This window comes from Mycolicibacterium pulveris (assembly GCF_010725725.1).
Classification (GTDB): Bacteria; Actinomycetota; Actinomycetes; order Mycobacteriales; family Mycobacteriaceae; genus Mycobacterium; species Mycobacterium pulveris.
On sequence record NZ_AP022599.1, the window covers coordinates 3,135,650 to 3,151,207 of the forward strand.

At 69.0% G+C, this 15,558-nt stretch carries 15 protein-coding genes; 10 read left to right on the forward strand and 5 right to left on the reverse strand.

All coding sequences use genetic code 11. The features are described from left to right. Nucleotides 1-195 precede the first annotated feature (195 nt). Genes G6N28_RS15245 through G6N28_RS15255 form a run of 3 tightly spaced genes read left to right on the forward strand, consistent with a single transcriptional unit; the run spans nt 196 to nt 5,096 of the window. Entirely contained in the window at nt 196-1,407 is a 1,212-nt protein-coding gene (locus G6N28_RS15245; protein WP_163901597.1) for an acetyl-CoA C-acetyltransferase, read from the forward strand. 12 nt (nt 1,408-1,419) lie between these two features. After that, a complete protein-coding gene (locus tag G6N28_RS15250; protein WP_163901599.1) occupies nt 1,420-3,567 on the forward strand; it encodes a 3-hydroxyacyl-CoA dehydrogenase NAD-binding domain-containing protein in 2,148 nt (715 codons plus the stop codon). Between the two features lie 47 nt (nt 3,568-3,614). Further along, on the forward strand, nt 3,615-5,096 hold the full coding sequence (locus G6N28_RS15255; RefSeq protein WP_163901601.1) for a class I adenylate-forming enzyme family protein: 1,482 nt from the start codon (nt 3,615-3,617) through the stop codon (nt 5,094-5,096). A gap of 7 nt (nt 5,097-5,103) precedes the next feature. On the opposite strand, the gene G6N28_RS15260 is transcribed toward G6N28_RS15255, so the two are convergent. Together G6N28_RS15260 and G6N28_RS15265 are read right to left on the reverse strand one after the other, a co-directional pair. Further along, the gene (locus G6N28_RS15260) at nt 5,104-5,529 is read right to left on the reverse strand and encodes a pyridoxamine 5'-phosphate oxidase family protein (protein ID WP_163901603.1); all 426 of its coding nucleotides are present in this window, start codon (nt 5,527-5,529) and stop codon (nt 5,104-5,106) included. Nucleotides 5,530-5,574: 45 nt separating this feature from the next. Beyond that, the gene (locus G6N28_RS15265; RefSeq protein ID WP_163896472.1) at nt 5,575-5,772 is read right to left on the reverse strand and encodes a hypothetical protein; all 198 of its coding nucleotides are present in this window, start codon (nt 5,770-5,772) and stop codon (nt 5,575-5,577) included. A 138-nt stretch (nt 5,773-5,910) separates the two neighbouring features. Between G6N28_RS15265 and G6N28_RS15270 the strand changes: the two genes are divergently transcribed. Beyond that, nucleotides 5,911-7,323, forward strand: coding sequence for an amidase (locus G6N28_RS15270; RefSeq protein ID WP_163901605.1), 1,413 nt, complete (start codon nt 5,911-5,913; stop codon nt 7,321-7,323). Between the two features lie 11 nt (nt 7,324-7,334). After that, nucleotides 7,335-8,327: an LLM class F420-dependent oxidoreductase gene (locus tag G6N28_RS15275; RefSeq protein ID WP_163901607.1), complete on the forward strand. Its 993-nt coding sequence runs from the start codon at nt 7,335-7,337 to the stop codon at nt 8,325-8,327. On the opposite strand, the gene G6N28_RS15280 is transcribed toward G6N28_RS15275, so the two are convergent. Continuing rightward, a complete protein-coding gene (locus tag G6N28_RS15280) occupies nt 8,308-9,348 on the reverse strand; it encodes an NAD(P)H-dependent flavin oxidoreductase (protein ID WP_163901609.1) in 1,041 nt (346 codons plus the stop codon). The genes G6N28_RS15275 and G6N28_RS15280 overlap by 20 nt on opposite strands. Before the next feature lie 118 nt (nt 9,349-9,466). Between G6N28_RS15280 and G6N28_RS15285 the strand changes: the two genes are divergently transcribed. Further along, nucleotides 9,467-9,811 (forward strand): cupin domain-containing protein, encoded by a 345-nt coding sequence (locus G6N28_RS15285; protein ID WP_163901611.1) that lies wholly within the window; start codon nt 9,467-9,469, stop codon nt 9,809-9,811. A 10-nt stretch (nt 9,812-9,821) separates the two neighbouring features. Here G6N28_RS15285 and G6N28_RS15290 read toward each other — a convergent pair whose 3' ends face one another. Both G6N28_RS15290 and G6N28_RS15295 read right to left on the reverse strand, forming a co-directional pair. Further along, nucleotides 9,822-11,471 carry a DNA repair helicase XPB gene (locus G6N28_RS15290; protein WP_163901613.1) on the reverse strand — a complete coding sequence of 550 codons (1,650 nt, stop codon included), beginning with the start codon at nt 11,469-11,471 and terminating at the stop codon, nt 9,822-9,824. Nucleotides 11,472-11,609: 138 nt separating this feature from the next. Beyond that, nucleotides 11,610-13,886 (reverse strand): helicase-associated domain-containing protein, encoded by a 2,277-nt coding sequence (locus tag G6N28_RS15295; RefSeq protein ID WP_163901615.1) that lies wholly within the window; start codon nt 13,884-13,886, stop codon nt 11,610-11,612. 59 nt (nt 13,887-13,945) lie between these two features. Between G6N28_RS15295 and G6N28_RS15300 the strand changes: the two genes are divergently transcribed. From G6N28_RS15300 to G6N28_RS15315, 4 genes are all read left to right on the forward strand, one after another. Continuing rightward, nucleotides 13,946-14,146, forward strand: coding sequence for a hypothetical protein (locus G6N28_RS15300; RefSeq protein WP_407664964.1), 201 nt, complete (start codon nt 13,946-13,948; stop codon nt 14,144-14,146). Between the two features lie 83 nt (nt 14,147-14,229). Beyond that, a complete protein-coding gene (gene moaC / locus G6N28_RS15305; protein WP_163906281.1) occupies nt 14,230-14,658 on the forward strand; it encodes a cyclic pyranopterin monophosphate synthase MoaC in 429 nt (142 codons plus the stop codon). Next, nucleotides 14,643-15,131 (forward strand): MogA/MoaB family molybdenum cofactor biosynthesis protein, encoded by a 489-nt coding sequence (locus G6N28_RS15310; protein ID WP_163901619.1) that lies wholly within the window; start codon nt 14,643-14,645, stop codon nt 15,129-15,131. The genes moaC and G6N28_RS15310 overlap by 16 nt, the downstream gene beginning before the upstream one ends. After that, a complete protein-coding gene (locus G6N28_RS15315) occupies nt 15,128-15,553 on the forward strand; it encodes a molybdenum cofactor biosynthesis protein MoaE (protein WP_163901621.1) in 426 nt (141 codons plus the stop codon). The genes G6N28_RS15310 and G6N28_RS15315 overlap by 4 nt, the downstream gene beginning before the upstream one ends. Nucleotides 15,554-15,558 lie beyond the last annotated feature (5 nt).

The following is a 15,558-nucleotide window of genomic DNA, read 5'->3' on the forward strand; positions in this document are numbered from 1 at the left end:
GGCGAACGTGGGTTACCGACACGCATTCCCCGCGATTCGTGTGCCGGTAACCCACGTTCGGCCGGATGCGGGCGACCTAGGCCTGCCCAACCAACAGGTTGGCCGAGGCTGTTACGCTGCCAAACACAGGACTACCGTCGACAGGAGTCCAGAGGACAGGCATCCCGTCCGCCAACCTGAACAGGAAATATCCCCATGTCCGAAGAAGCGTTCATCTACGAGGCCATCCGCACGCCTCGCGGCAAGCAGAAGAACGGCTCGCTCACCGAGGTCAAGCCGATCAGCCTGGTCACAGGCCTCATCGATGAGATCCGTCGCCGCCATCCCGACCTCGACGAGAACCTGATCAGCGACGTCATCCTCGGCGTGGTCTCCCCGGTCGGCGACCAGGGTGCGGTCATCGCCCGCACCGCAGTGCTCGCCGCCGGCATGCCGGACACCACCGGCGGGGTCCAGATCAACCGGTTCTGCGCGTCGGGCCTTGAGGCCGTCAACATGGCCGCCCAGAAGGTGCGTTCCGGCTGGGACGACCTGGTGCTCGCCGGCGGCGTCGAGTCGATGAGCCGCGTGCCGATGGGCTCCGACGGCGGCGCCTGGGCCACCGACCCCGAGACCAACTACACCGTCGGCTTCGTGCCGCAGGGCATCGGCGCCGACCTGATCGCCACCATCGAGGGCTTCTCCCGCGAGGACGTCGATCGCTTCGCGCTGCGCAGCCAGGAGCGCGCCGCCGCGGCGTGGTCGGGCGGCTACTTCGCCAAGTCCGTCGTCCCGGTGCGCGACCAGAACGGCCTGGTCATCCTCGATCACGACGAGCACATGCGGCCCGACACCACGCTGGAGGGGCTGGCCAAGCTCAAGCCCGCGTTCGAAGGCGTCGGCGCGATGGGCGGTTTCGACGACGTGGCGCTGCAGAAGTACCACTGGGTCGAAAAGATCAACCACGTGCACACCGGCGGCAACAGCTCCGGCATCGTCGACGGCGCCGCACTGGTGCTCGTCGGCAGTGAAAGCGCGGGAAAGGCTCAAAATCTGACGCCGCGCGCCCGCGTCGTGGCCACCGCGACCAGCGGTGCCGATCCGGTCATCATGCTCACCGGCCCGACCCCTGCGACCCGCAAGGTGCTCGACCGCGCCGGTCTGACCGTCGATGACATCGACCTGTTCGAGCTCAACGAGGCGTTCGCCTCGGTGGTGCTGAAGTTCCAGAAGGAACTCAACATCCCCGACGAGAAACTCAACGTCAACGGCGGCGCCATCGCGATGGGCCACCCGCTGGGCGCCACCGGCGCGATGATCACCGGAACCATGGTCGACGAGCTCGAGCGTCGCAGTGCGCGACGCGCGCTGATCACGCTGTGCGTGGGCGGCGGCATGGGCGTGGCCACCATCATCGAGCGGGTTTAGGAGACATCCCCAATGAGCACCGAGAACACCATCAAGTGGGACAAGGACGACGACGGCATCGTCACCCTGACGCTGGACGACCCCACCGGCTCGGCCAACGTGATGAACGAGCATTACAAGCAATCTATGCACGAGGTCGTGAAACGCCTTGTTGCCGAGAAGGATTCGATCACCGGCGTGGTGATCACCAGCGCCAAGAAGACCTTCTTCGCCGGCGGTGACCTCAAGGGCATGATGCAGATCGGCCCGGAGAACGCCAAGGACGCGTTCGACGAGGTCGAGTTCATCAAGGCCGACCTGCGCAAGCTGGAGACCCTCGGTGTGCCCGTCGTCGCGGCGATCAACGGCGCCGCCCTCGGCGGCGGACTGGAGATCGCGCTGGCGTGCCATCACCGCATCGCCGCCGACGTCAAGGGCTCGGTCATCGGGCTGCCCGAGGTGACCCTCGGCCTGCTGCCCGGCGGTGGCGGGGTGACGCGCACCGTGCGGATGTTCGGCATCCAGAAGGCCTTCATGGAGGTGCTGAGCCAGGGCACCCGGTTCAAGCCGGGCAAGGCCAAGGAGATCGGGCTGGTCGATGAACTCGTCGACAGCGTCGAGGACCTGGTGCCCGCGGCCAAGGCCTGGATCAAGGCCAACCCGGACGCCCATACCCAGCCGTGGGACGCCAAGGGTTACAAGATGCCCGGCGGCACGCCGAGCAGCCCCGGCCTGGCCAGCATCCTGCCGTCGTTTCCGGCGCTGCTGAAAAAGCAGCTCAAGGGCGCGCCGATGCCGGCGCCGCGGGCGATCCTGAACGCGGCCGTCGAGGGCGCGCAGGTCGACTTCGACACCGCCAGCCGCATCGAGAGCCGCTACTTCACGTCGCTGGTCACCGGCCAGGTCGCCAAGAACATGATCCAGGCGTTCTTCTTCGACCTGCAGACCATCAACGGCGGCGGCTCACGGCCCGACGGCATCGACAAGACGCGGCCGACCAAGATCGGCGTGCTCGGCGCGGGCATGATGGGCGCAGGCATCGCCTATGTCTCGGCCAAGGCCGGCTTCGACGTGGTGCTCAAAGACGTCAGCCTGGAGGCCGCCCAGAAGGGCAAGGGCTACTCGGAGAAGCTCGAGGCCAAGGCGCTCGAGCGGGGCAAGACCACCGAAGAGAAGTCCAAGGCGCTACTCGACCGGATCAAGCCGACCGGCGACGCCGCCGACCTGAAGGGCGTCGACTTCGTCATCGAGGCCGTCTTCGAGAACCAGGAACTGAAACACAAGGTGTTTCAGGAGATCGAGGGCATCGTCGAGCCGAACGCACTGTTGGGTTCCAACACCTCCACCCTGCCGATCACCGGTCTGGCCACCGGGGTCAAGCGTCAGGAGGACTTCATCGGGATCCACTTCTTCAGCCCGGTCGACAAGATGCCGCTGGTGGAAATCATCAAGGGCGAGAAGACCTCTGACGAGGCGCTGGCCCGGGTGTTCGACTACACCCTGGCCATCGGCAAGACGCCGATCGTCGTCAACGACAGCCGCGGCTTCTTCACCAGCCGCGTCATCGGCACGTTCGTCAACGAGGCGCTCGCCATGCTCGGCGAGGGCGTGCAGCCGGCGTCCATCGAGCAGGCCGGTTCGCAGGCCGGGTATCCGGCGCCGCCGCTGCAGCTGTCCGACGAGCTCAACCTCGAGCTGATGGCCAAGATCGCCACCGAGACCCGAAAGGGTGTGGAGGCCGCGGGCGGCACCTACGAGCCACACCCGGCCGAGGCCGTCGTCAACAAGATGATCGAGCTCGGCCGGCCCGGCCGCGCCAAGGGCGCCGGCTTCTACGAGTACGCCGACGGCAAGCGGGTCGGCCTGTGGCCGGGGCTGCGGGAGACGTTCACGTCCGGCAGCGCCGACGTCCCGCTGCAGGACATGATCGACCGGATGCTGTTCGCCGAGGCCCTGGAGACCCAGAAGTGTCTCGACGAAGGCGTGATCACCTCGACCGCCGACGCCAACATCGGCTCGATCATGGGCATCGGCTACCCGCCGTGGACGGGCGGCAGTGCCCAGTTCATCGTCGGCTATGAGGGCCCGGCCGGCCGCGGTAAGGAGGCGTTCGTCGCGCGGGCCAAGGAGTTGGCCGCCCGCTACGGCGAGCGGTTCACCCCGCCGGACTCCCTGCTGTAGGACAACTCCCGAGCCGGCCTAGACCACGCGGTGACTATGGTCGTGGCGTGGCCGAGAGCTTCACCGAGACCTTCGCGGCCGGGCTGGCCGGCTACGGCGACCGACCGTGCATCCAGTTCGAGGGCCGCTGGTATTCCGGTAAGGAGGTCACCGCCTACGGGCGCGCGATCGCCGATGTGTTGCACGACGCCGGCGTGGCCGACGGTGCGCCGGTCGGCTTGGTGGTGCGCAACCGATTACCGCACGCAGCGGCGATCATCGGCTTTCTGGCCGCCGGTCGGCCGGTGTCCATGATCTATTCGTTTCAGTCGCCCGAGTCCATCGGCCGCGACATCGACGCGCTGCGTTTGTCGGCCGTCGTCGCCGATGTCGAGGACTGGACCGAACCCGTCATCACCGCCGCGGAACGGGCCGGCAGTGCGGGCGTGGCGATCTCGCTGCGGCAACCCACCGTGACGGCGGTGGCGGGGCTGACCCGACGCGACGCCACCCGCACGCATGCCGACGCCGAACCCGATGTGGCACTGCAGATCCTGACCAGCGGAACCACCGGCCCGCCGAAACGGCAGTCGATCAAAACCGACGTGTTACGGCGCACGGTCTTCAGCGTCACCAGCGGGGAGAAAGCGGCGGCGGATGCGCCACCGGAACTGGCCTACTGGCAGTTCGGCGGCATCGGGGTATGCCAGCTGATCGCAGGCGTCTACAACGGCAGGCGAATCGTTGTGCTGGAGCGGTTCAGCGTCGACGGCTACGTGGCGGCGATCAAGGAGCACCGCATCCCCCGCTCGGGCGTGCAACCGGCGGTGATCCGCATGCTGCTCGACGCCGACGTCGCCAAGGAGGACCTGGCGTCGCTGGACTTCCTGATCAGCGCGTCGGGCCCGCTGGACCCCGAAACCCGCGACGAGTTCGAGGGACGCTACGGCATCCCCATCGTGTTGGCCTACGGCGCAACGGAATTCGCTGGATCACTGTGCGCGTGGACCCCGGAGCTGCAAGCCGAGTTCGGCGCGTCCAAACGCCACAGCGTCGGCAGGGCGCTGCCGGACACCGAACTGCGCGTCGTCGACCCCGAAACGGGTGCCGAACTGGCGCGGGGTGAGCAGGGGCTGTTGGAAGCGAAAGTCGCCCCGATCGGCGCCGATTGGATCCGCACCACCGACATCGCCTCGATCGACGCCGACGGGTTCGTGACCCTGCACGGTAGGGCCGACGGCGCGATCAACCGCGGGGGTTTCAAGATACTGCCGGAAACCGTTCGGCGCGTGCTGGTCTCACACCCAGCCGTCAAGGACGCGTGCGTCGTGGGGGTGCCCGACACGCGGTTGGGTCAGGTGCCGTTCGCGGCCATCGAAGTCGCCGACGGAACCGCTGCGCCCTCCGAAGAAGAACTCTCCGAGTTGATCCGCGCCCGCCTGCCCGTCTACAACGTGCCGGTGGCCTTCGCCGTCGTCGACCAACTGCCGCGCAACCCGGCGTTGAAGGTCAGCCTGCCCGCCGTCGCCGCGCTGTACAAGCCGCGTTGAGAACGGCTCAGATTGTTCCGAGATCAGCGGACAACCAGTGCTGCGGCCGCAGATAGATCGCCACCGTCTCTCCGTGCTCGCGGCGGGCGGCCTCGAGGTAGGCATCCACTTTGTCGGGCGGAAGATAACGCTTGGTCATCTCGACCAGCTGGTCGTCGGTGCTGGGCTCGATGCGGCTGACCGGACCGTCCACCGCCACGTAGCGCACCGACGGTTCCAGGCGCTGCGCCATCAGCGTGAACTCACCCTGCGCCTCGATGAGGCGATGTTTGCGCGAACCGGCCCCGGTGATCACCCACGGTTCGCCGCCGGGGCTGTACTGATACCAGATCGGCACGGTCAGCGGACCGCGCCTGTCGCCCGCGCCCACCGACAGCGCGGCGATATGCGGTTCGGCGAGGAACTGTTCGCGTTCTTCCTTGGAAAGGGCCATCCCGCCAGGCTAACCGCGGGGCCCACCAAACAGCGACGATGCCCGTCAGGCCGCCACCCGCGAGAAGAACGCCATGGTGACCAGGCCGATGATGATGGCGACCTGCGTCTGCCCCATCGCCGCGGTACTCACGATGCCGGCCACGGCCGCGATGGCGATGACGACGAGAAGAAGGACATAGAACCAGCGAACGCCGGCGGCGCCGCCTGCTCGTACGGGATGCGTCTCAAATTCACGGCCCACGACCGCCTCCTATGTGACACAAATCACATGAAATCCTTCATGTGAGCCACACCATATACCACCAAAGTGTTCCTGACGAGCCAACCGCCGTCGCCGCGTTGCAACTGCGACCCTGTGTCCGATGCGAGATGAGCCAACATGACGGACCTCTGCGAGTTACCGGGCCACCAGCTTGTGCGGCTGATGTCAGAGGGCGCCGTCTCGTGCCGGGACGTCGTGCAGGCCCACCTGGCCCGCATCGACGCCGTCGATCCGGCGCTCAACGCGCTTGTCAGTGCGGCCGATCCGCAGACGTGCCTGCGAGCCGCGGCGGCCGCCGATGACCGAGCCGCGCGCGGGGCTGCGCTGGGCCGGGCACACGGGCTGCCGGTGGTCGTCAAGGACGTCATGCTGGTTGCCGGACTCGAATGCTCCGGCGGAAGCCCGGTGCTGCGTGCCCGGTCCAGCCGCGACGCGACGGCGGTGGCGAGGCTCCGCGACGAGGGCGCGATCGTGCTGGGCCTCACCAACGTCCCCGAGATGGGGCGAGGCGGTGAATCCAACAACAACCTCTACGGCCGCACCAACAATCCGTATGACCTGACGAGGACACCCGGCGGCAGCAGCGGTGGGTCGGCCGCGCTGGTCGCCGCCGGTGGCGCCGCGCTGAGCGTCGGCTCCGACGGCGGCGGCAGCATCCGTCAGCCGTGCCACAACACCGGGCTCGCCGGGCTCAAGCCCACCCACGGCCGGATCCCGAGGACCGGCAGCGTCTTCGGCGACGCGCTGGGCGTCTTCGGCCAGTTCAACTGCTACGGGCCGCTCGCCCGGTCGGTGCGAGACCTGTATCTGGGGTTGTCGATCATGAACGGCCCCGATCTGCGCGACCCTTACGCCGTGCCCGCCCCGCTCGCGGACCCGGACGACGTCGACGTGGCGGACCTGCGGATCGCCACCTACCTGGACGACGGCATCTCACCACCCGACGACGATGTCGCCACCGTGGTCACCGATGCGGTTCGGGCGCTGGCCGACGTCGCGCGATCCGTCGAGCACGACGCCCCCGCGTGCCTCGGACGCACGATGACGTTGCTGTGGGAGTCGGTCTTCCTGGGCGGTGACCGCGGGCTCGGCTTCGAGGCCGACCTGGCGGCGATGGGCGCGACCGACCCGTCCGAAGAGCTCGCGGAGTTTCTCGCACAGGCCCGCGACGTCGACTTCTCGTTGTCGGAGGCGAGGAGGCGATGGGCCGACATCGACACGTACCGCATCAAGATGCTCACCTTCATGGCCGACTACGACGTCATCGTCGGGCCCGCGATGCCGACCCCGGCCAAACCGCATCATCACGGCCTGGTCGAGGTCTCCGACTTCTCCCACCTGATGGTCCATAACCTGACCGGCTGGCCGGCCGCCGTCGTCCGCTGCGGCACATCCAAAGAGGGGCTGCCCATCGGAGTGCAGGTCGTCGCCAGGCCGTGGCAGGACGCGACAGCGCTTGCGGTGGCGGCCCATCTGGAGAAGGTTTTCGGAGGGTGGCGTTCCCCGCCGATGGTGAGTTCGGTCGCCTAGAGTCGAATGCCATGCGCTTCGGACTGTTCATCCCGCAGGGCTGGCGACTGGATCTGGTGGATATCCCCACCGAAGAGCATTGGCCGGTGATGCGTGGCCTCGCCGCACACGCCGACGACACCGCGTCCTGGGACTCGCTGTGGGTCTACGACCATTTCCACACCGTGCCGGTGCCCACCTCCGAGGCCACCCACGAGGCGTGGACGCTGATGGCCGCCTACGCGGCGACCACCTCACGCATCAAGTTGGGGCAGATGTGCACGGCGATGAGTTACCGCAACCCGGTCTATCTGGCCAAGGTCGCCGCCACCACCGACATCATCTCCGGCGGCCGCGTGCAGATGGGCATCGGCGCCGGCTGGTATGAACACGAATGGCGCGCCTACGGTTACGGCTTCCCCTCCGCGGGCGAGCGTCTGGGCCGCCTGGACGAGGGCGTTCAGATCATGCGCGACGCCTGGCGCGACGGCATGGTCACCTTCCACGGCAAGCACTACCAGGTCGACGGCGCGATCGTGGCGCCAAAACCGTTGCAGGACGGCGGTATCCCGCTGTGGATCGCCGGCGGCGGCGAGAAGGTGACGTTGCGCATCGCCGCGAAATACGCGCAGTACACGAACTTCACCTCGGAACCCGAAGGGTTCATGCACAAGTCTCAGGTGCTGGCGGAACACTGCCGCGATGTCGGCACCGATTACGACGCGATCGTGCGTTCGGCCAACTTCAACTCGGTGATCGGGGAGTCGGAGGCCGACGTCAAGTCCCGGGTGGAGCGGCTGCGTGCCCGCCAGGTCGCCAAGGCCGACCCGGCTGCGGTGGACGCCATGTTGGGATCGGTCACCGCACCCGAATCCGCCAGCGGCACACCGGAGCAGGTCGTCGAAAAGCTCACGCGCATGCGCGAGCTCGGCTGTGAGTACGCGATCCTTTACTTTCCCGAGGCCGCCTACGACCGCTCCGGCATCGAGCTGTTCGAACGCGAGGTCATTCCGGCGCTGAGCTAGCCGCAGCGAGCTCGGTGAGGATCTGCTCGGTCGGTGCCCGTCGCGTGTTGCGGTATCCGGTACCGGCCCACAGATGCAGCAACTCAGGCTCATCGGCGGCGGCGGCCGCCTTTCTCAGCGGGCTGGTGAGGTGGTGGATCGCCGGATAGCCCAGCGGCGCCTGAGACTCATAGGTGTCGATGAACGCGTTGCGCAGACCGCGGGCCGGCCGACCGGTGAACGCGCGGGTGACGACGGTTTCGGTGCGGCCCGGATCGGTGAGCGCCCGCTGATGGGTTGGTGAGGCACCGCTCTCGTCGGCGAGCAACAGGACGGTGCCCACCATCGCCGCGGCCGCGCCGGCACCAAGGACACCGGAGACGTCGGCCGCCGTCGACAAGCCGCCCGCCCCGATCACCGGCAGGCCGACCGTGTCGCTCACCGCGCGCACCAGCTCGCCGACGGCGAGTGGTTCGGGAGCCCGCTGCGGGTGTAGCGTCGCCGAATGCCCTCCGGCGAGGTGGGATTGGACGACGAGCATGTCGACCCCCGCATCCGCGGCCGCGCGGGCCTCTGGCACCGAGGTGACCGTCTGCACGACGGCGGTGCCGGCGCGCTTCAGGTCGGCGATCACGGCCGCGCCGGGGATGCCGAACGTGAAACTGGCCACCGGCACGGGCTCGGCGAGCAGCAGGTCGACCTTGGCGCGGAACTCATCGTCGTTCTCGACCGGCTCGCGGGGCAGCGTCACCCCCAACCGGTCGGCCACCGAGGTCAGCGCCTGCGCGTACCGCCGGTACGCGTCGACCGACACCGGGACAGGGTTCGGGGCAAACAGGTTGACGCCGAACGGGACCCCCGCGGCGCGGACGGCCGATATCTCGGCGGCGAGCGCTTCCGGCGTCTTGTAGCCTGCGGCGACGAACCCCAGCCCTCCTGCGCGGGCGGCGGCAATCACCATCGCAGGGGTGGTCGGCCCGCCCGACATCGGCGCGGCGAGGACCGGGCTGGTCAGGCCCAGACCCGTCAGTGGCGACGTCATCAATCCCCCTTTTTCGGATCGCGTCTTCGTCGAGTATTGACATCGGCGCGCGCTTTCGTCACCCTGCCCGCGCCGACCCGGCGGGACTTCCCTTATGTGAGGTGGCAGGATTCACGGCATGGAGAAGATGTCACTCACCGCGCTCGCTCGCGAGCAGCTGGACAAGGCCCGCGCCGCCAAGAGTGGCCGCGCCGCGCACACCGTCTACGGCGGACACGAGCATTCGCTGCGTCAGACGTTGATCGCGCTGACCGCGGGTGTGAGCCTTGACGAGCACGAGAGCCCCGGTGAGGCCACGCTGTATGTGATCCAGGGCCGGGTCAAGGTGACCGATCCGAAGAACAGCTGGGAGGGTTCGACGGGTGACCAGATCGTCATCCCGCGCACTCGCCACGGCCTGGACGCCCTTGAGGACTCCGTTGTGCTGCTGACCGTCGCGAAAGACGTTGGGCAACACACCTGATCGTCGCGGCCTATATGGCCGGGCCGAGTAGGTCGTCGGCGTCCTTGATCACGTAGCCGTAGCCCTGCTCGGCGAGGAAGCGCTGCCGGTGCGCGGCGTACTCGGCGTCCAGGCTGTCACGCGACACCACCGAGTAGAAGATCGCCCCGCCACCGTCGGCCTTGGGGCGCAGTAGCCGGCCCAGCCGCTGGGCCTCCTCTTGACGCGAGCCGAAGGTTCCCGAAACCTGGACCGCCACACTGGCTTCGGGTAGGTCGATGGAGAAGTTGGCCACTTTCGACACCACCAGGGTGGAGATCTCGCCGCGGCGAAACGCGTCGAACAGCGCTTCACGCTCCGAGGTCTTGGTCGATCCTTGGATCACCGGGGCGTTCAACTCCGCCCCGAGCTCCTCGAGCTGGTCGAGATACGCGCCGATCACCAGGGTCTGTTCGCCTTGATGCTTGTCGAGGATCGACTTCACCACCGCGATCTTGGTGTGCACCGTCGAGCACAGCTTGTAGCGTTCGTCGGGCTCGGCGACCGCGTAGAGCATTCGCTCGTTGTCGGTCATCGTCACCCGGACCTCGATGCACTCGGCGGGCGCGATCCAGCCCTGGGCCTCGATGTCCTTCCACGGGGCGTCGTAGCGTTTCGGCCCGATCAGGCTGAACACGTCGCCCTCGCGGCCGTCCTCGCGGATCAGCGTCGCGGTCAGCCCCAGCCGCCGCCGCGATTGCAGGTCCGCGGTCATTCGAAACACCGGGGCGGGCAACAGGTGCACCTCGTCGTAGATGATCAGCCCCCAGTCGCGGCTGTCGAACAGCTCCAGGTGGCGGTACTCACCTTTGGTGCGCCGGGTGATCACCTGATAGGTGGCGATGGTGACGGGCCGGATCTCCTTGCGCTCGCCGGAGTACTCGCCGATCTCGTTCTCGGTGAGCGACGTCCGGTTGAGCAGCTCGCGCTTCCACTGCCTGCCCGCGACCGTGTTGGTCACCAGGATCAGGGTGGTCGCCGAGGCTTTGGCCATCGCGGCCGCGCCGACCAGCGTTTTGCCCGCCCCGCACGGCAACACCACGACACCGGAGCCGCCGTCCCAGAACGAGTCGGTGGCCATCTGCTGGTAGTCGCGCAGCTGCCAGCCGTTCTGGGCCAGGCTGATCGGGTGCTTCTCGCCGTCGACGTATCCGGCGAGATCCTCGGCGGGCCAACCGATCTTGAGCAGCATCTGCTTGACCCGGCCGCGTTCGCTGTTGTGCACGGCGACGGTGTCGTCGTCGATGCGCGCGCCCAGCATCGGCGCGATCTTCTTGTTGCGCAGCACCTCCTCGAGCACCGCGCGGTCGAGGCTGACCAGCGTGAGCCCGTGCGCCGGATGCTTGACCAGCTGCAGGCGCCCGTAGCGCGCCATGGTGTCGACGATGTCGACGAGCAGCGGTTGCGGCACCGCGTAGCGGGAGAAGCTGACCAACGCGTCGACCACCTGCTCGGCGTCGTGGCCGGCCGCGCGGGCGTTCCACAGCGCCAGCGGCGTGATGCGGTAGGTGTGGATGTGCTCGGGTGCGCGCTCCAGCTCGGCGAACGGAGCGATCGCCGCGCGTGCCTCCCCGGCCTGGGCGTGGTCGACTTCGAGCAGCACCGTTTTGTCGGACTGCACGATCAAGGGGCCGTCGGTCATGCGCGATTCCCCGATTCTGGCTGCCTGGTCATCCCGTCCATTATCCGGATGCCCCGGACACCGGCCGTCACGAGCGTGCGTGAACTGCGGCTTTGTCGCGGCGTGTCGCCCTCAAACACGCACGCTCGCCGCCAGGGGCTAGGCGGAGACCACCGAGGTGACGCGGTGGATGGCGAACTCGCGCATCCGGCCGGTGGCCGGGTCGTAGGCGGTCAGCTGGCCGCCGCGCACATTGACCGGGGCCACCACCCGCTGGGTGGCCACCCCCGCGGGGTCGACATAACCGATCACCACCGAGGTCTGCCGGTGCGCGGCCTCCTGCAGCTGCGAGATCGCCACGGCCGGGTCGAGGCGCATGCTGCCCGCGGGGCTGGCGGCGACCTTGCGCAGCACGGCGACGATCGCGCTGAGCGTCTGGGTGGTGGGCGTGGGTGGGCGGTACGCGCGGCGGCGGCCCGACGGCGCCGGGACCCGCGCACCGCGGGCGCGGATGTCGACGATGGCGCCGGTGGAGTCCTCGGCGGCGGGCGCGAACCCGGCGGCCCGCAGCGCGGCGAGCACCTCGGCGATCGGCGCCTGCGACACCGCGACCGTCGGCGCGAGCAACCGCAGCTCCACAGCGTCGGTGGCCGGCGCGGCGACCGCCTGTGCCAGCAGCGTGGCGTCCTCGCACCGCACGAACGAGGCGGCCATGCCGACCCGCAGCTGGCCGTGCCTGCGGGCCACATCGTCGATGAGATACGTCAACCCCTGCGGCACCGGGGTTTTGGAGTGCCTGCTGAACAGCGAGTGCAGCTCGCCGGCGGTCCGGCCGGTGTCCAGGGCGCGCCGGACCGACCCCTCGCTGATGCGGTACACCATCGCCGCGCCGGCCGACTCCACGTCGGCCACCGCCGCCAGCTGCTCGGCCAGGCCGCGTTCCAGCGGACCGGGGACGACCACGGTGAGGTCGGCTTGAAGCAGGAAGTGATCGATCGGCTTGGGCAGCGCCTTCTCCATCGCCTGGACGACGTCCTCGGGGGAATCCCCCGCCAGCAGTGACCGGAACGGGGTGGCGATCGCGCCGCGTCCCATCACGCCGAGCGCATGAGCCTCGACCAGCAGGTCACCCACCGGTGCGGGCTGCAGCCGCGCGGCCCACCGCGGTCTGCGCCAGATCATCGCCAGCGACGCCTCTTTCGCCTCGACCCCCGCACCGGGCGGCAGCTCAGCCAACACGTCGAGCAGCAGTCGCCGATCCAGCGGCGCCGCGGTCGAGAACAGCGAATCAGACAGCGCCGCATACGGTTTGCCGTCTGGGCCGCGGTTGCCGATGAGCCCGGGTCTGCCCGGCAGATCGAGCCAGGTCGACGCCAGCAGATGCCACTTGGCCGCGGTCGGGGATTCCACGAACCGGTCGGAGGCCACCGTGGGGGTCCAGTACGGGCCGGCGTCGTCGGGCGGCTCGGGCTCGGGCATGCCCGCCGCGATCAGCCCGGCCGCCGCCGACAGCTCGAGGATCAGGGCGAGCCTGCGGTCCTCGATGCCGGTGTGTTTCGCCAGCCGCTTGAGGTCGCGCACCCCGAGCCCGCCGCTGCGCAGCTCGGGAACCGGATTCGCGGAAAGCGTGTCGAGTACCAGCTCGACTTCGCGCAGCAAGTCGATCACCGCTCCGGCCGCGACCGCGTCGACGTCCGCGGCGGTGGTGGTCGACACCACCGGGTCGGGCGGGGTCAGCGTGACCGGGCCGGGCAGCTCCACGCGCAGCGCCTGGCCGACCAGCCGCGGCAGGATCACCGTCTCGGCGTCCAGCTGGCGCAGCAATCCGGCCGCCAGCAGGCGCTGGACCGGACGGTCCGGCGGGGTGCCCGGCGCGGCGTCGCGGGTGCGCCCGACCGGTGAGCCGTCCAACAGCTTGCGCAGCAGCTCGTCTTGGGCCTCGTCCAACGCGGCCAGCCGATCGGCGAGATCGGCGGGGTCGGTGTCCTCGACGCTGGCCTGGCCGGGGAACCAGGGCAATCCGCCTGCGGCTTCGGCGGTCACCCGCACTGTGGTGTCACCCCACACCAGCGCACGCTCACGCAGGCCGTCGACCGCCGCGACGACGGCCTCCTGCGGTGCCCGGTCGCCGATCAGCTCCAGCAGCTTGGTCAGCGGGACACCCGCGGTGTCCGCATGCAGCACCAGCAGGGCGTCGAGCACCGCCAAGTGCAGGTAGTCGAGGTCATCGGTGGCGGCTTTGACCGATTGCCGCGCCTGCGCGCGGGCGGCCAGGGCGGCGATGGTGCCCGGCGGCGGTTGGGTCAGGTCGGGCCGCAGCTCCAGCAGCCGGATGAGCCGCTCGTCGGGCAGGTCGGCCAACCAGGCACCCAGCGGCACCACCCGTGCCGGCGCGCCGGCCGCTTCGCCGCTGCCCTCCGCCGCGTTTTCGGTCATTGCCGACAAGGGTAAGCCAGCACGCCGGTGTCGCTACTGGCCACCGCATTTGCCACAATGTGAGCGTGGCAGACAACAAGCGGCAGAAGAAGCAGTACGTCGACCCAGGCTGGCCGGCGATCGACGGTGAGGACGACCATGCGGTGAGTGAGCTCGCGGCCGACCGCACCGGCGCGCTGTCGCCGTTCGGGGACCTGGAGTTCCCGCTGCCGTCCGACGACCTGCCCTACCTACATCCGGTCACCGTCGTCAACAGGTAGCGGTGTCCAACGGCGTTGAGGGTCGTCTACCCGGCTCGGCCGGGCGTCGCCTCTCCCACGTCGACGAAACGGGCGCGGCGCACATGGTCGACGTGACCCCCAAAGAGGCCACCAAGCGCACCGCGGTCGCGGCGGGCCGCCTGATCACCACCGCCGACGTCGTCGCGCTGATCGCGGCGGGCGGGTTGCCCAAGGGCGACGCGCTGGCCACCGCCCGCGTCGCGGGCATCATGGCCGCCAAACGGACCAGCGACCTCATTCCGCTCTGCCACCAGCTGGCCCTCACCGGCGTCGACGTGGACTTCGAGATCGGCGACACCGAGGTGACCATCACCGCGACCGTGCGCACCACCGACCGCACCGGCGTCGAGATGGAGGCGTTGACCGCCGTCAGCCTGGCCGCGCTGACGCTCTACGACATGATCAAGGCCGTCGACCCCGCCGCCCGCATCGACAACGTGCGGGTGCTGCGCAAAGAGGGCGGCAAAACCGGGACATGGACGCGGCCGTGAAATCCGGGCGAGTGGTCATCGCGTCGACGCGGGCGGCGACCGGGGTGTACGAAGACCGCTGCGGCCCAATCGTCGTCGACTGGCTCAACCAACGCGACATCGCCACCCCGCCACCGGTCGTCGTCGCCGACGGGCCGGCGGTGGCCGAGGCGCTGCTCGGCGCGATCGACGAAAACGCCGACGTGGTAATCACTTCCGGCGGCACCGGCATCTCGCCTACCGACCGGACCGCCGACACCACCGCCGACATCGTCGACTACCAGATCCCGGGGCTGGCCGACGCGATCCGGCGCTCCGGGCTTCCGAAGGTGCCGACGTCGATTCTGTCGCGGGGCGTCTGCGGGGTGCGGGGCCGTACCCTGATCATCAACCTGCCGGGCTCGCCCGGCGGGGTGAAGGACGGCCTCGGCGTGCTCGACGACGTCCTCGAGCACGCCCTGGATCAACTGGCGGGCGGAGACCACCAACGATGACCGACGTGTTACGCGCAGAGGTGACCGAACACGTCATCGAGCTGGCTGACCACGAGGCGCTGGTCGCCCACGCGTCGGCAGGCGCGGTTGTCGGGTTCGCCGGGGTGGTCCGCGACCACGACGGCGGACGCACGGTGACCCGGTTGGAGTACTCCGCGCATCCGTCCGCGCAGCAGACGCTGGCCGACGTGGCCGCCGAGATCGCCGCGGACTGTCACGGTGTGCGGGCGATCGCGGTCAGCCATCGCATCGGAACGCTGCACATCGGCGACGCGGCCCTGGTCGCGGCGGTGGCCGCCGACCATCGCGCGGCCGCATTCGAGACGTGTGCGCGGCTCGTCGACATGGTCAAGGAACGGCTTCCGGTCTGGAAGCACCAGTTCTTCGCCGACGGCTCCGAGGAGTGGGTGAACTCGGCTTAGCGGCT

Coding starts and splice junctions, on each gene's coding strand:
- G6N28_RS15245 (WP_163901597.1), top strand. CDS start 196: ATGTCCGAAGAAGCGTTCATCTACGAGGCCATCCGCACGCCTCGCGGC.
- G6N28_RS15250 (WP_163901599.1), top strand. CDS start 1,420: ATGAGCACCGAGAACACCATCAAGTGGGACAAGGACGACGACGGCATC.
- G6N28_RS15260 (WP_163901603.1), bottom strand. CDS start 5,529: ATGGCCCTTTCCAAGGAAGAACGCGAACAGTTCCTCGCCGAACCGCAT.
- G6N28_RS15270 (WP_163901605.1), top strand. CDS start 5,911: ATGACGGACCTCTGCGAGTTACCGGGCCACCAGCTTGTGCGGCTGATG.
- G6N28_RS15275 (WP_163901607.1), top strand. CDS start 7,335: ATGCGCTTCGGACTGTTCATCCCGCAGGGCTGGCGACTGGATCTGGTG.
- G6N28_RS15280 (WP_163901609.1), bottom strand. CDS start 9,348: ATGACGTCGCCACTGACGGGTCTGGGCCTGACCAGCCCGGTCCTCGCC.
- G6N28_RS15285 (WP_163901611.1), top strand. CDS start 9,467: ATGGAGAAGATGTCACTCACCGCGCTCGCTCGCGAGCAGCTGGACAAG.
- G6N28_RS15290 (WP_163901613.1), bottom strand. CDS start 11,471: ATGACCGACGGCCCCTTGATCGTGCAGTCCGACAAAACGGTGCTGCTC.
- G6N28_RS15295 (WP_163901615.1), bottom strand. CDS start 13,886: ATGACCGAAAACGCGGCGGAGGGCAGCGGCGAAGCGGCCGGCGCGCCG.
- moaC (WP_163906281.1), top strand. CDS start 14,230: ATGGTCGACGTGACCCCCAAAGAGGCCACCAAGCGCACCGCGGTCGCG.
- G6N28_RS15310 (WP_163901619.1), top strand. CDS start 14,643: ATGGACGCGGCCGTGAAATCCGGGCGAGTGGTCATCGCGTCGACGCGG.
- G6N28_RS15315 (WP_163901621.1), top strand. CDS start 15,128: ATGACCGACGTGTTACGCGCAGAGGTGACCGAACACGTCATCGAGCTG.